The following is a 15,853-nucleotide window of genomic DNA, read 5'->3' as shown; positions in this document are numbered from 1 at the left end:
ATTTAGTCCTTCTGACCTTTTACGTTAGCAATTACACCTTCGGCAATGTTGTTAGGCACTGGCTCGTAGTGTGAGAATGTCAGTGAAGCTGTTGCTCTACCAGAAGAGATTGTTCTAAGGTCTGTAATATAACCGAACAACTCAGACAATGGCACTGACGCCTTGATTACAGAGGAAGTACCCTTGGTATCCATCCCTTTCATCAAACCTCTTCTTCTGTTCAAATCACCGGTGATAGGACCGGTATATTCGTCAGGAGCAACTACATCTACTGCCATGATCGGCTCTAGTAGCTGTGGTTTACATTTCTTAGCAGCTTCTTTGAAACCGATTCTAGCAGCAAGTTCAAAAGAAAGTGCATCTGAATCGACATCGTGGAAGGATCCGTGGAACAATCTCACCTTCATCGCTTCGATAGGGTAACCTGCCAATGGACCATTGTTCATCGCCTCGGCAAAACCTTTCTGAATAGAAGGAATGAATTCTTTTGGAATCACACCACCTACGATACCATTGACAAATTCAAGTCCTGGCTTGATTTCTCCAGTCTCTGGATCTGCTTCTTTCGGTCCGATTTCAAATACGATATCTGCAAATTTACCTTTACCACCTGTCTGCTTTTTGTAAACTTCTTTGTGCTCTACAGAGCCAAACAATGCTTCCTTATAAGCAACCTGAGGAGCACCTTGGTTGATTTCAACCTTGAACTCTCTCTTCAGACGGTCAATGATGATATCCAAGTGAAGCTCACCCATACCTCTCAAGATAGTCTGTCCTGTTTCGTGGTCAGTATTCACCTGAAGTGTAGGATCTTCTTCAATAAGTTTGGCGATTGCCATACCCAGTTTGTCTACGTCTGCTTGAGTCTTTGGCTCAATAGCGTATCCAATCACAGGCTCAGGGAAGATCATAGATTCCAATACTACTTTGCGGCTTTCGCTACAAAGGGTATCTCCTGTCTTGATATCCTTAAAGCCTACCACAGCTCCAATATCTCCTGCTCTTAGGGCATCGATTTGGTTTTGCTTATTGGCATGCATTTGGAATACTCTGGAGATACGCTCTTTATTGCCAGATCGGCTGTTGAATACATAAGAACCAGAGTCCAGTCTTCCGGAATAGGCTCTCACGAAACAAAGTCTACCTACGAATGGGTCAGTGGCAATCTTAAACGCAAGACCTGCGAATGGCTCGTCCTCATTTGGAGAGATAGCCACTTTTTGATCTTCATCATCTAGAGCCGTAGCAATGATATCGTCCTTGTCCATAGGAGAAGGAAGCAATTCCATCACGAGGTCAAGCATGGTCTGCACCCCTTTGTTTTTGAATGAGGATCCACATACCATTGGTACGATCTTCATGTCAATCACTGCTTTTCTCAAAGCAGTCAAAATCTCTTCTTCAGAGATAGACTCCGGATCATCGAAGAATTTCTCCATCAATGATTCATCGTAGTCTGCTACAGCTTCAAGCAAGTGCTCTCTCCACTGCGCTACATCATCTTCCATGTCTTCTGGAATAGGCACTTCTGAGAAGGTCATCCCGAAGTCTTCCTCGTTCCATACGATCGCGCGGTTATTGATCAAATCAACCACTCCACGGAATCTGTCTTCAGCACCGATAGGAAGCTGCAATGGTACCGCATAGCTACCCAGCATTTCCTTCACCTGCTTACAAACTTCCAGGAAGTTAGCGCCGGCACGGTCCATTTTGTTAACGAATCCGATACGGGCTACTTTATAATTATCAGCTAATCGCCAGTTAGTCTCAGACTGTGGCTCAACACCATCCACAGCACTGAATAGGAAAACTAAACCATCCAATACTCTTAGGGAACGGTTTACCTCTACGGTAAAGTCCACGTGACCCGGAGTATCGATGATGTTAATTTGATATTTCTGATCGCGGTAGTTCCAGAAAACTGTGGTAGCAGCAGAGGTAATGGTGATCCCACGCTCTTGCTCCTGTGCCATCCAGTCCATAGTGGCTGCACCATCGTGCACCTCCCCTATTTTATGGGAAACTCCGGAATAAAAAAGGATACGCTCAGTAGTTGTAGTCTTACCAGCATCGATATGAGCGGCGATACCGATGTTTCTGGTGTATTTTAAGTCTCTTGCCATCCTAATTAAAATCTAAAGTGGGAGAATGCTTTGTTTGCCTCGGCCATTCTGTGGGTATCATCTTTCTTCTTTACGCCGGCACCTTCACCTTTGCTAGCAGCGATGATCTCACCTGCAAGTCTATCCATCATAGTCTTCTCACCTCTTCTTCTGGCGTAAGTGATCATCCACTTGATACCTAGAGACAATTTTCTTTCCGGACGAACTTCCATTGGAACCTGGAACGTAGCACCACCAACTCTACGACTCTTCACCTCTACGGATGGAGCAATATTGTTAAGCGCTTTTTTCCAAACTTCAAGACCATTCTCACCTACTTTTTCCTCAACTTTTTCTACTGCATCGTAGAAAATTCTGTAAGCAATACTCTTCTTCCCATCTACCATAAGACAGTTCACAAACTTGGTCACCAAGGTATCGTTGAACTTGGGATCAGGAAGAATATATCTCTTCTTTGGTTTCGCTTTTCTCATTTTTTCTAAATGTTATAAAGTATTATTTCTTTGCCGCTTTCGGCCTTTTAGCACCATACTTAGAGCGACCTTGTTTACGGTCTTTTACTCCTGCGGTATCTAGTGCACCTCGGATGATGTGATATCTCACACCCGGAAGATCTTTCACACGACCACCTCTGATCAAGACGATAGAGTGCTCTTGTAGATTATGACCTTCACCTGGAATGTAAGCATTCACTTCTTTTCCATTTGTCAATCTCACCCTGGCCACTTTTCTCATTGCTGAGTTAGGCTTCTTCGGGGTGGTAGTATATACTCTGGTACAAACTCCTCTTCGCTGAGGACATGCATCCAAAGCTCTTGATTTTGATTTGGTTTCCAGTGTAGTTCTACCTTTTCTTACTAACTGTTGAATAGTAGGCATTAACTGATAAAATTTAGTTTTCCTGTAAACTGTTAAATTTTGGACTGCAAAGGTAATCAAAGTAATAAGAGTAACAAAACTAAGCAGTTATATTTTTGTTAGCCTTCAACATCCCGTGCTGGCTATCCAGAATGCAAGTCAAATAAAAGTATAGATAGCATACTAAAAGACAATCCCCCAGTACTTTTTAAATACTGGGGGATTTGACTGTATTCTCCTTTTAGAAGAGGAATGGATTAAGGCTTAAGCAATTTACCTTCTACCGCACCTTCATTGGAAAAATACTTCACCACATAGGTGCCCGGCTTGAGATGCTGGACATCAATCGTGACCTTTCCCGATTTCATCTGCTGCGAATGCATCTGATTACCGAGGCGGTCATATATTACAAGCTCACCTGATTGCTCCACGATCACTTTCTGCTGAACCAACTCCTTGTCCCCGTAATCAGTTGGACTTCCCAACACGGCGATTTCCACTTCGGAGGTAGCCGGATTCGGTGAGATTCTCAGGCTATACCCTGTAAAACAGGAAGGTTCACTTACATAATAATAGCCTTTCACCGAGGTACCACAAGCATTGATTGCTTCCACTTCTACATAATAGGTTCTTCCGCAATAGGGACTTCTTCTGTTAAAGGTAGCAGATGAACTGTGGGAACTCTGCATCACTCCATCCAGATACCAGTTATAGGAGGTGACTCCATGAATAACGGGGGGGTTCATATATATCGTAAATCTGTTCGGTGGAAAATCCATGTGTACATCCAGCGTATGAATGATCGGGGTGGCAGGTTTGCCCACCCAGAAAACCTTATCATACGTTTTACTAGTACACAATCCAGAAATCGAAAATCGAATTTTCACCTCTCCCGACACAAGTGAATTAAGAGTAGATACTAATGCGCTTTTGCCAGTTCCTGAGGAGGGAGAAGATAAAAGTGAAGCCCCCTGAATAATTGACCAGCTTGTTGACAAATCTATAGGTGCATTTTGCAAAGTAAAAGTTGAACTGCTACAAACCAGATTAGGGCCATTAACAGAAGGGAAAATTTTACTTCCGGGTGTACTGGTTATCGTATTAATTGCAACAATACCTTCATTATTCGGGTCTAAATACTGACACAAAAGTGACCATGACCTACTAAGTCTGACAGAATAAACGTTATAAGTTGTAAAATTTGAACAATTGAGAGGAGATTCTGCACCATATAGCGATCCAATTACTCTTTTTTGTTGGTTTAAGGTAGGGCTCCCTGAGCTAATTGTCTCTGGAAATCCATTTGATACTTTATACCTCCATACTCCATAATTGACACCTGGCTCAACTAACTGGAAAGGTGTTGTCGGGCCACCTGACATGTACTTCTGGACATCGCCTAGGGGATGGTGAATCCCGGAAATTGTCGGGATTGTTTCATTAATTATACTCCATCCTAAATAAGACACGGGATTGTTGGTAAAAACGCTGGTAGTTCCTGGATTAGTAGATAATTCTAGAAACCTTAAATCATTAGACGCATCAAGTCCAAGTTGAGTAGCACCTTGCACAAAATACATCTGCGATCCAGTTGTTGTAGGAGTACACTGAGGGCTCTTGTAATGAAAAATAAATTTTAAATCTGGAACCATATAACCACCAATTCCATGAATCATTGCCAAAAATAATGCTCTTTTATTTTGTGCCCCATTATTGACCAAATATCCAGTACCTCTTAAGCTTACCATTCCTGGAAAATTTGGGTCAGAGTTATCAGTGTAAGAAATTAGAGCAACAGCTTTAGATTCTAAATTCATGTTGGTGAAACAGGCAATATTCTGTAAACATGAGGCGGAACACCCAAAGCCAGTACAATTAGTTCCCTCGATTTTTGATGTTTCGAATTTTTGTACGCCAAAAAAGTCATAAATTATGTGACCGATGTTTGAAATTTCAACTTTGCTAATAGACCCCTCATTTTCATTCTCAACCAATAAAATTCTAATCTCGTCTCCTGGAATAAATCCTGGATCAAAATTCTTTATTCTATTGACGTCTTCAGAAATTATTGGCCCCAAAATATAGGATTCCTCATCATTAATTATGAAAAGCTCTCCACTCTTTGAAAGTTCTATATGACTAAAATTTACACTCATAGTATTTGAGTTGGGAGAGGATATCTCTATTTCTCTAAAAATTTTTCCTTCACGTTTTGTCAATGGAATAGTTTCGAAATCCTTTTTAAAAACTAAGCTTTTACCAATATTAATTGGCTCATCAATTGATTTTTGGTCTTGAAGACCCAAAAATAACTCTGTTAGAAATTCATCTTTATCCGGGAATTCAGGAACGAAAGGGGATTTGAAGGAAGAGATTTTAGCTGGAATTTTGGAAGGATCAACTTTTTCCACTTTAGCTTGACCGGTTACATCCTCTAGCTGAAAAGTGAAATAAATAAAAATGAGGAAAATGAAATACTTTTTCACAAATTAAGTGTTTGAAATCTGGTTCTTATATTTAGAATAAAACTTGTAGAAAATATGAAAACTAAAGCAATTTTATTTTTTGCAATCTTTGGCCTTGTAGGCTGTGAGGTCATCGAAAGAGAAAACTCTCTTCCAATTACATTAGAAGAGGAACTTAATCAAGTGTTAGTAATGCCAATGAATCAACCAAAGGGGACATTAAATAAAACAATAGTTTACATAGGGGATTCTGATCAGGTTGATATCTCTAGAGAAATGCTATATCCTGAAATTGGCAATATTACGCTAATAATTTTAAGGGATAAGAATCAGGATACAGTTGGAATAGGACTTAACTATTTTTCAGGAGATAATCTGGAAACTTCTCATTTCTTTAATTACGAAAATGGTAAACCTATTTGGCAGTCTACCAAAGAATATGAATATCTTTCTGGAAATCGAATTGATAAAATTTTCCATTCAAGTATTAATATGGAAAGAAGCCTTCAGGCACAATACAGATATAATTCACAAAACTTGCTGTCCCAAATTGAATATCCTTTTGAAAACGGTGTGGAATTGATGATTTATGAATACGATTCCCTTGGAAACATTATTCGCGAGTGGAAATCTGCCGCGGGTCAGGAAGAATTCAAAATAGATTATTTAGTATATCGATATCATGATAGCCTTCTTGTGGCAAAGGAATCAGGAGTTCGAGGAACAATTTCTGAAAGTCGCCAAGACGCATTTCAATATTTCTATGATGAAAATGGAAGGATTGTGGAAAACAAAGCATTTGATCCTTATTTTGGATTCCAACAAATAAGTCGAACGGAGTATTTCTACTATTAAAAAATAGTTGTACTGTGAATTTAATGGAAAAAAAATGAGCCCGGAATGTTGCCCTAGAGATGAATTTCGTAAAATATTGAATTATAGTTAGGGTCTCCTCAGAAAATAAAAAAGAGATCATTAGATACAATTACAGGGTAATTTTGAGATTTAAGGAAATCCAAATACAAGGAATCATACAAAACATCCTAAAACTGCTAGAAAAATAAAGGTCTGTGCGGACACAAACCTTGGTGGAGAAATTTACACTCCAGAATATCTTCCTGGGAATAATGCTTCACCCCAATCGGATTCAAATTATCGATTTTCCGCGAGTGAGACACTCACGGAGGCGATAAAAGTAAAATAAATAGCGTATTCCAGCTTCACGAAAAGCAGAACAAACGAATTTAGGCTGTGCTCTCTGTGAAAAACTCTGCGTCCACAGAGGTTAAAAAAGACATTAAAAAAACCCAGGCCTTTAGCTTGGCCTAGGTTTTAAATATCTGTTAGAAAACAATCCAATTCTAAGCCTCCCCCGGCGTACCGAAACTAATCGGAAACTGTGGCGCTCCTCCTGACTGATTGATCTTACCGAATGCAGCCTCGTATTTCTCGATATTGTCTTTCAATGCTGAAAGCAGCCGCTTGGCATGGTCTGGGGTTACAATAATCCTAGACTTTACTTTAGCTTTGGGCACGCCAGGCATCAAGCGAATGAAGTCAATCACAAATTCAGAATTGGAATGTGCGATCATCGCTAAATTGGAATAAACCCCCTCAGCTACTTCTTCAGAAAGCTCTACATTGATCTGCTGGTCTGCTTTTTTATTTTGATTGTCGTCTTGCATGGTTTGTATTGTTTTTATTTTCATTGAAGCCATTGAGAAAAAACGCCTTTCCTCACTGTGTCAGATGACCGAAACCTCGATTACGCTTAGTACAGATGACCGAAGTGGCCTCAATTCTATTGTTGATCTAATCCTATAATGCTTTTGTCTTTTTACTTCTAATTAAGGTTACATTTATATACGGGCTTCAGTAGTCCTATTTCCCTTATTTTTCGGCTTATCAAATCTAGTTTCTACAAAGACACATCGATTGCGTTCTCTGCGTAAACCTCTGTGCCCACTGTGGTTATCCTATCCTAGATATTCATAAAAAAGGCCTGTCGCGAAACAGGCCTTTTAAATTTATTAAATCATGCTGATTACAGGATTGCTTCGCTTGACTTTTTAGCGTTACGCTCCATGTTTTCTGATAGTTTATCATATTCATCCTGAGATCCTACGATAATCGGCTGCAATACACGCTGACCAGTACCGGCAGGAATGAGGTGACCTACGATCACGTTTTCCTTTAGTCCCAATAGCTCATCGCGCTTACCTCTGATCGATGCCTCGGAAAGCACCTTGGTAGTTTCCTGGAAGGATGCCGCCGAGATAAAGGACTCTGTACCTAGTGAAGCTGCTGTGATACCCTGGAGAGTAGGTCTGGAAACCGCAGTCTCCGCATCCCTAACTTGTACCAGTTTTAGATCTTTTCGCTTCAGACTGGAATTCTCATCCCTAAGTCTTCTCGCCGAAATTATCATTCCCGGCTTCAAGGTAGAGGAATCACCAGCATCCATCACGACTTTTTTGTCCAGGATATTATCATTCTCCTCTCTAAATGCCCACTTATCTACTACTTGGTTTTGTAGGAATCCAGTATCACCTGCATCTAGGATCTCAACTTTCTGCATCATCTGAGATACGATCACCTCGATATGCTTATCGTTGATTTTCACACCTTGAAGTCGGTAAACTTCCTGGATTTCATTGACCAAATATTCCTGTACAGCAGTAGGCCCTTTGATTGCAAGGATGTCATTTGGAGTGATTGCTCCATCAGACAATGGCTCACCCGCACGGATGAAGTCATTCTCCTGCACCAGGATATGCTTAGATAGAGAAACCATATACTTCTTGATCACTCCATCTTTAGATTCGATGATAATCTCTCTGTTACCACGCTTGATACCTCCATAAGAAACCACACCGTCGATTTCAGAAACCACAGCTGGATTAGAAGGGTTTCTTGCCTCGAACAATTCAGTAACCCGCGGAAGACCACCGGTAATATCACGTGTCTTACCTACAGATCTAGGGATCTTAACCAAGATCTGACCCGCTTTCACTTTTTCTCCTGCTTCCACAGCCAAGTGAGCTCCAACCGGAATATTGTATCCTTTTGAATCCTCACCATAATCTACGATAATGGCAGGGTTCTTAGTTCTATCTTTAGTATCGATAATAACCTTTTCACGGAAACCAGTCTGATCATCAGAAACTTCCTTGAAAGTAACCCCTTCTACGATGGATTCAAAGTCTATTTTACCGTCAAATTCTGACAAGATCACCGCATTATATGGATCCCACTTACAAAGTGTGTCTCCCTTGGAGATTTTTTGTCCCTCTTTCACGTTCAAAATCGCACCATAAGGAGCATGATTGGACATCAAAGTCTTCCCTGATTTCGGATCGTTGATCTTGATTTCGCCTGATCTTCCCATCACTACAGTTACTGGCTCACCATCCTTGTCAGATGTTTCGATCAGTCTCAATTCCTCATCAAATTCAACTACCCCGTCAAACTTCGCAATCACACTCGCCTCAACGGCCATGTTTGATGCAGTACCACCTACGTGGAAGGTTCTCAAGGTAAGCTGCGTACCTGGCTCACCGATTGATTGGGCAGCAATTACACCTACAGATTCACCAGCTTGGACTTTGTGTCCGGTAGAAAGGTTTCTTCCGTAGCATTTGCCACACACCCCTCTACGGGTTTCACAGGTCAATACTGATCTGATTTCTACTTCGTCAATGCCTGACTCGTCAATCACCTTAGCGATCTCATCACTGATCTCCTCTCCTCCTTCTACGATCAATTCATCAGTCACAGGATGATAAACATCATGAACAGATACTCTACCCACTACTCGCTCAGATAGCGGCTCCACGATATCGTCATTGTCTCTCAGCGGCTGAACTACCAATCCTCGCAAGGTTCCGCAGTCTTCCTCTGTGACAATCATATCCTGAGCTACGTCTACCAGACGTCTAGTCAAGTAACCCGCATCGGCTGTTTTCAATGCTGTATCAGCAAGACCTTTACGTGCACCGTGTGTGGAGATAAAGTATTCCAAAACATCCAGACCTTCCTTAAAGTTGGAAAGAATAGGGTTTTCGATGATCTCACCCACAGAACCTTGAAGGTTTTTCTGCGGCTTAGCCATCAAACCTCTCATACCACCCAGCTGACGGATCTGCTCTCTGGAACCACGGGCTCCTGAGTGCATCATCATGTAGATAGCATTGAATCCTTGCTTATCCTCCTCCATCTGCTTCATCAGATTGTTAGTCAAATGGGAATTGGTACGGGTCCAGATATCAATTACCTGATTGTATCTTTCGTTGTCTGTGATCAGACCCATTAGGTAGTTGTTCCATACTTGGTCCACTTCCTCCTGTGCCTTGGCAATCATCGGTTCTTTTTCTTCAGGGATGATTACATCATTTAAGCCCATTGAAAGCCCACCTTTGTATGCCATCTGGAAACCCAGGTGCTTGATATCATCCAAGAATTTGGCGGTACGTGCCATACCACATACTTTGACCACTTTAGCAATAATCTGCTGAAGTTTCTTTTTGGTCAAAAGCTCATTCACATACCCTACTTCATCTGGCACAAACTGGTTGAAGATCAATCGACCGGCTACAGTCTCGATGATTTCATCCTTGTATCCACCATCTTCAGTACGCACCTGAACTTTACACTTGATATTCGCATGCTTGGAGATTTGTCCTTCGTTCAATGCGATAATCACTTCCTCAGTGCTGTAGAAAGTCATACCTTCACCCGGAACTGGCTCCTCAGGAGTGGATTTTTTGCCTTTGGTCACATAGTAAAGCCCCAAAACCATATCCTGAGATGGTACCGTAATAGGAGCACCATTGGCAGGGTTAAGGATGTTATGTGCAGAAAGCATCAAAGTAGAAGCTTCCAAAATAGCCTCATGTCCTAGTGGTACGTGAACGGCCATCTGGTCACCGTCAAAATCGGCGTTGAATGCAGTACATACCAATGGGTGAAGCTGGATTGCTTTTCCTTCGATCAATTTTGGCTGGAATGCCTGGATACCTAGTCTGTGAAGCGTAGGAGCACGGTTAAGGAGCACCGGGTGTCCTTTTAGTACATTTTCCAAAATATCCCAAACCACTGGATCTTTACGATCCACAATTTTCTTAGCAGATTTTACGGTCTTTACAATACCTCTTTCGATCAGTTTTCTGATGATGAAAGGCTTGAAAAGTTCCGCTGCCATATTTTTAGGAAGACCACACTCGTGAAGCTTCAGTTCAGGACCTACCACGATCACAGAACGACCGGAGTAATCCACACGCTTACCGAGCAAGTTTTGACGGAATCGACCTTGCTTACCTTTCAGCATGTCGGAAAGGGATTTCAAAGCACGGTTTCCGTCAGATCTTACCGCATTTACTTTTCTAGAGTTATCGAATAGAGAATCTACAGCTTCCTGAAGCATTCTTTTTTCGTTTCTCAAAATCACCTCTGGAGCTTTGATATCGATCAAACGCTTCAGACGGTTATTCCTGATGATCACTCTTCTATACAGGTCATTCAAATCGGAGGTCGCAAAACGACCACCATCCAAAGGAACCAAAGGACGCAATTCCGGCGGAATCACTGGAACCATACGCACCACCATCCACTCAGGACGGTTTTCTATTCTGGTTCTAGCATCACGGAATGCTTCTACTACTTTCAGTCTTTTCAGGGCTTCTGCTTTTCTCTGCTGAGAAGTGTCAGTAGCAGCCTGGTGACGAAGTGAATAAGAAAGGTCATCCAGATCCAATCTTGACAATAGCATCTCCAATGCTTCAGCGCCCATTTTGGCGATAAATTTATTGGGATCGTCATCATCAAGCATATGGTTTTCCTTTGGAAGCTTATCCATAATATCCAAGTACTCGTCTTCAGTCAGGAAGTCAAGGTACTGAACCCCGTCTTCTGCCTTGATACCAGCCTGCACTACCGCATATCGCTCGTAGTACACGATCTGGTCGAGCTTCTTGGTAGGTAAACCTAGAAGGTAACCGATTTTATTGGGAAGAGATTTGAAATACCAAATGTGCGCAACGGGAACTACCAGCTCGATGTGCCCCATTCGTTCTCTTCTTACTTTCTTTTCTGTAACCTCTACACCGCAGCGGTCACAGATAATACCTTTATACCTGATGCGCTTGTACTTGCCACAATGACACTCCCAGTCTTTGACAGGACCAAAGATTCGCTCACAAAACAATCCACCCATTTCCGGTTTGTAGGTTCTGTAATTGATGGTCTCTGGCTGGGTTACCTCGCCATTAGAGCTATCCAGAATAGATTCTGGGGAAGCCAGGCTGACGGTAACTCTGGAAAAATCATTGTTAAGTTTTTTATTTTTTCTGAACGCCATAGTTTTTTGAAAGATATGTAAAGGGCTCTCGCGAGCCCATTCGCTTAATTAATCTAAGGTAATTTCTAGAGCCAAACCTCTCAACTCGTGAACCAATACATTGAATGATTCAGGTATGTTTGGTTTAGGAAGGTTTTCACCCTTCACAATCGCTTCATAAGCTTTTGCTCTACCGATTACGTCATCAGACTTCACTGTCAGGATTTCCTGCAGTACATGGGATGCACCGAATGCTTCCAGTGCCCATACTTCCATCTCTCCAAAACGCTGACCACCAAACTGGGCTTTACCACCCAATGGCTGCTGCGTAATCAAAGAGTATGGTCCGATGGAACGAGCGTGCATCTTATCATCTACCAAGTGGCCCAGCTTCAGCATGTAAGCTACACCTACCGTAATAGGCTGATCAAACTTAACACCTGATAGACCATCATAAAGATAAGTACGTCCGTATGCCGGAAGGCCTGCCAATTCCAACTCATGGGACACTTCCTCCATGGTAGCACCATCGAAGATTGGAGTTGCATACTTTTTATTCAGTTTCTGTCCTGCCCATGCCAATACAGTTTCAAAGATCTGCCCGATGTTCATTCGAGAAGGTACACCTAGAGGATTCAATACGATATCCATAGGGGTTCCATCCTCAAGGAATGGCATATCCTCGTCTCGAACGATTCTGGCCACAATACCTTTGTTACCGTGACGACCGGCCATCTTATCTCCTACCTTCAGTTTACGCTTCTTAGCGATGTAAACTTTGGCCAGCTGTACGATGCCTGCAGGAAGTTCATCACCTACTTCTAGAGTAAACCTCTCACGCTTGAACTTACCGCTGATTTCATTTCTAGCATTGGTATAGTTTTTCACCAACTGCACGATGAGATCATTGGTATGTGCGTCGTTTGTCCAGTCATCCAGAATGATGTCAGAGATCAAGTTTGCCTCCTCAGGAACATTGTAATTAGACTCATCTCTGTAAGGGTTCTTAGCAGGGAAAAGGTTATTCTCAATGTTCTTGGCGTTGAACTTTTGACCTTTAGTGATGATTTCGTCACCAAATTTATGCTTCACTCCCTGAGAGGTTTTACCGTCCAGGATAGTTACTAGCTTGTTGATCATTCGGGCTCTGATTCCCAATAGATCCTTCGAGTATTTGCCTTTTAACTTCTCAACCTCAGCTTTAGACTTGGCTCTTACGTCTTTGTCTTTCTTAGGTCTTGCGAAAAGCTTGGTTTCGATCACTACGCCGTTCAAGGAAGGCGAAGCTTTCAAGGAAGCATCTTTCACGTCACCGGCTTTATCACCAAAGATCGCTCTTAGCAATTTCTCTTCCGGCGTCGGGTCAGTTTCACCTTTTGGAGTGATTTTACCGATAATGATATCCCCTTCTTTCACCTCAGAACCAATGGCAATGATACCATGCTCATCGAGGTTTTTCACTGCATCTTCAGATACGTTAGGGATTTCAGAAGTCAGCTCTTCTTCACCTCTTTTGGTATCACGAACTTCGAGCTGGAATTCTTCTACGTGTACGGAAGTAAAGATATCCTCTCTTACCACACGCTCAGAGATTACGATTGCATCCTCAAAGTTGTATCCTTGCCACGGCATGTATGCCACTTTCAGGTTTTTTCCTAGCGCAAGTTCACCTTGGTTAGTAGAGTATCCCTCAACTAGAACCTGACCTTTTTTAACCTTTTGGCCTTTCAGCACCAAAGGAGTCAAATTGATAGTGGTATCCTGGTTGGTTCTTCTGAATTTGATCAAATCATAAGACTTGTACTCATCCGTGAAGTTAACCAAAAGCTCATCATCAGACAGGTCGTACTTAATGGTGATTTTCTTAGCATCCACATAATCCACTACACCGTTTGCCTCTGCTATGATTAGGGATCTAGAGTCAACAGCAGCTTTAGCTTCCAGGCCAGTACCTACGATAGGTGATTCGGCTTTCAGTAGCGGTACTGCCTGACGTTGCATGTTAGATCCCATCAATGCACGGTTAGCATCATCATGCTCCAAGAAAGGAATCAAGGATGCCGCCACAGATACAATCTGATTTGGAGCTACGTCCATATAGCTGATTTCGGTAGGCTCCAACACTGGGAAGTCACCTTCGAATCTTGCTTTTACTTTTTCATTGACAAAGTGCCCATTTTCATCAAGCGGTGCATTTGCCTGGGCGATGTTATGATTATCTTCTTCCTCTGCAGTAAGGAACAGGATATCATCAGCCTTCATACTCACTTTACCTTCTTTCACCTTACGGTAAGGAGTCTCTAGGAAGCCCATAGAGTTCACTTTGGCATGAACACACAGAGAGGAGATCAAACCAATGTTTGGTCCTTCTGGAGTCTCGATGGTACAAAGACGGCCATAGTGTGTATAGTGCACATCTCGTACTTCGAAACCTGCTCGTTCTCTGGATAGACCTCCTGGCCCCAAGGCTGAAAGTCTTCTCTTGTGAGTCAGCTCAGCCAGAGGGTTAGTCTGATCCATAAACTGAGAGAGCTGGTTGGTACCAAAGAAAGAGTTGATCACAGAAGAAAGTGTACGTGCATTGATCAAATCGACTGGTTTAAAGTCTTCATTGTCACGAACGTTCATTCTTTCACGGATCGTTCTGGCCATTCTGGCCAAACCAACACCGAACTGGCTGTAGAGCTGCTCACCTACAGTTCTTACTCGTCTATTGCTCAAGTGATCAATATCATCGACTACAGCTTTTGAGTTGATCAGTCCGATCAGGTACTTGACGATGTTGATAATATCTTCTTTGGTAAGAACGATTTTATCAGAATCTATATCTAGACCTAGCTTTTTGTTGATTCTATATCGACCAACTTCCCCTAAGTCATAGCGTTTGTCAGAGAAGAATAAACTATGGATCACCTCACGGGCTGTAGACTCATCAGGTGCCTCAGTATTTCTCAACTGACGGTAGATAACTTCCACGGCCTCTTTTTCAGAGTTGGAGTTATCCTTTTGTAATGTATTATAGATGATCGAGTAATCTGCCACGTTTACATCTTCTCTATGGAGAATGATGCTCTTCGAGCCAGAATCCAGGATCATTTCAATATCCTCATCTGTAAGTACAGTATCGCGTTCAAGCAATACTTCATTTCTATCGATGGAAACTACCTCACCAGTATCTTCATCTACGAAATCTTCTACCCAAGTTCTTAGAACCCTTGCAGCCAGTTTACGTCCAGCTACCTTTTTCATTGCAGTCTTATTGGCATTGACTTCTTCAGATAGCCCGAACAGATCCAGGATATCCTTATCAGAGCCATAACCAATAGATCTTAGCAAGGTGGTAACAGGGAATTTCTTTTTACGATCGATGTATGCGTACATGACATTATTGATGTCAGTCGCAAATTCAATCCAAGATCCTTTGAAAGGGATAATTCTGGCAGAGTAAAGTTTGGTACCGTTGGTGTGCTTACTTTGTGCAAAGAACACTCCAGGAGAACGGTGTAGTTGGGAAACTATAACTCTTTCTGCACCATTAATCACAAATGACCCTTTTTCGGTCATATACGGAAGATTACCTAAGAATACTTCTTGCTCAATCGTTTCAAAGTCTTCATTATCCTCGTCATGGCAAAGTAATCTCAGCTTTGCTTTCAAAGGGACAGAGTAGGTCAAGCCGCGGTCAATACATTCGCCCACCGAGTATTTAGGTGGATCTACTGCATAATCAATAAATTCAAGAGTGAAATTCTCTCTGGAATCACTGATTGGGAAGTTTTCTGCGAATACTTTAAATAACCCGTCTGCCCGGCGCTTTTCTGCGGGGGTATCCAACTGGAAAAAGTCTTTGAAGGACTGCAGTTGAATATCGAGAAAATCCGGATAGTCTTTGACCACCTTAATGGAGGAGAAACTTTTCCTTTCGGTTTGATTCTTGATAGCCAAGGTAGTGTATGTTTATGGTGAAATGTAAATAACGAAATATGACAATTTCTGCTAGGAATAATGCAATTTTAAACCTGTGCATAAACAGGAAAAGACCTGACTAAAATAGTCAGGTCTTCGGTGCAAAA

8 protein-coding genes are annotated in these 15,853 nt (G+C 42.0%); 1 reads left to right on the top strand and 7 read right to left on the bottom strand.

Going from position 1 to position 15,853, the window contains the following annotated elements; genetic code table 11:
- Positions 1–2: 2 nt before the first annotated feature.
- The 4 genes from fusA to PBT90_RS01445 all read right to left on the bottom strand — a co-directional run bounded on the left by fusA (position 3) and on the right by PBT90_RS01445 (position 5,467).
- Complete coding sequence (gene fusA / locus PBT90_RS01460; RefSeq protein WP_264808582.1) at positions 3–2,123, bottom strand: elongation factor G; 2,121 nt, start codon at positions 2,121–2,123, stop codon at positions 3–5.
- 5 nt (positions 2,124–2,128) lie between these two features.
- The gene (gene rpsG, locus PBT90_RS01455) at positions 2,129–2,596 is read right to left on the bottom strand and encodes a 30S ribosomal protein S7 (RefSeq protein WP_074226873.1); all 468 of its coding nucleotides are present in this window, start codon (positions 2,594–2,596) and stop codon (positions 2,129–2,131) included.
- A 22-nt stretch (positions 2,597–2,618) separates the two neighbouring features.
- Positions 2,619–3,002 (bottom strand): 30S ribosomal protein S12, encoded by a 384-nt coding sequence (rpsL, locus tag PBT90_RS01450; protein WP_014772291.1) that lies wholly within the window; start codon positions 3,000–3,002, stop codon positions 2,619–2,621.
- A gap of 236 nt (positions 3,003–3,238) precedes the next feature.
- The gene (locus PBT90_RS01445) at positions 3,239–5,467 is read right to left on the bottom strand and encodes a T9SS type A sorting domain-containing protein (RefSeq protein ID WP_264808581.1); all 2,229 of its coding nucleotides are present in this window, start codon (positions 5,465–5,467) and stop codon (positions 3,239–3,241) included.
- A gap of 54 nt (positions 5,468–5,521) precedes the next feature.
- Here PBT90_RS01445 and PBT90_RS01440 point away from each other — a divergent pair, with 54 nt between their 5' ends.
- Positions 5,522–6,301: a hypothetical protein gene (locus PBT90_RS01440; RefSeq protein ID WP_264808580.1), complete on the top strand. Its 780-nt coding sequence runs from the start codon at positions 5,522–5,524 to the stop codon at positions 6,299–6,301.
- A gap of 506 nt (positions 6,302–6,807) precedes the next feature.
- On the opposite strand, the gene PBT90_RS01435 is transcribed toward PBT90_RS01440, so the two are convergent.
- From PBT90_RS01435 to rpoB, 3 genes are all read right to left on the bottom strand, one after another.
- Positions 6,808–7,131, bottom strand: a complete 324-nt coding sequence (locus PBT90_RS01435) for a DUF3467 domain-containing protein (protein WP_264808579.1) — start codon at positions 7,129–7,131, stop codon at positions 6,808–6,810.
- A gap of 359 nt (positions 7,132–7,490) precedes the next feature.
- Positions 7,491–11,801, bottom strand: a complete 4,311-nt coding sequence (gene rpoC / locus PBT90_RS01430; RefSeq protein WP_264808578.1) for a DNA-directed RNA polymerase subunit beta' — start codon at positions 11,799–11,801, stop codon at positions 7,491–7,493.
- A gap of 48 nt (positions 11,802–11,849) precedes the next feature.
- The gene (rpoB, locus tag PBT90_RS01425; RefSeq protein WP_264808577.1) at positions 11,850–15,725 is read right to left on the bottom strand and encodes a DNA-directed RNA polymerase subunit beta; all 3,876 of its coding nucleotides are present in this window, start codon (positions 15,723–15,725) and stop codon (positions 11,850–11,852) included.
- Positions 15,726–15,853 lie beyond the last annotated feature (128 nt).

Origin of the sequence: Algoriphagus sp. TR-M9 (assembly GCF_027594545.1) — a bacterium.
GTDB lineage: Bacteria > Bacteroidota > Bacteroidia > Cytophagales > Cyclobacteriaceae > Algoriphagus > Algoriphagus halophytocola.
This window is presented reverse-complemented; position numbering and strand designations above follow the sequence as displayed.

Excerpts from the sequence above, each read along its gene's own strand:
- rpsG (WP_074226873.1), bottom strand. The coding sequence starts at position 2,596 with ATGAGAAAAGCGAAACCAAAGAAGAGATATATTCTTCCTGATCCCAAG.
- rpoC (WP_264808578.1), bottom strand. The coding sequence starts at position 11,801 with ATGGCGTTCAGAAAAAATAAAAAACTTAACAATGATTTTTCCAGAGTT.
- PBT90_RS01435 (WP_264808579.1), bottom strand. The coding sequence starts at position 7,131 with ATGCAAGACGACAATCAAAATAAAAAAGCAGACCAGCAGATCAATGTA.
- fusA (WP_264808582.1), bottom strand. The coding sequence starts at position 2,123 with ATGGCAAGAGACTTAAAATACACCAGAAACATCGGTATCGCCGCTCAT.
- rpsL (WP_014772291.1), bottom strand. The coding sequence starts at position 3,002 with ATGCCTACTATTCAACAGTTAGTAAGAAAAGGTAGAACTACACTGGAA.
- PBT90_RS01440 (WP_264808580.1), top strand. The coding sequence starts at position 5,522 with ATGAAAACTAAAGCAATTTTATTTTTTGCAATCTTTGGCCTTGTAGGC.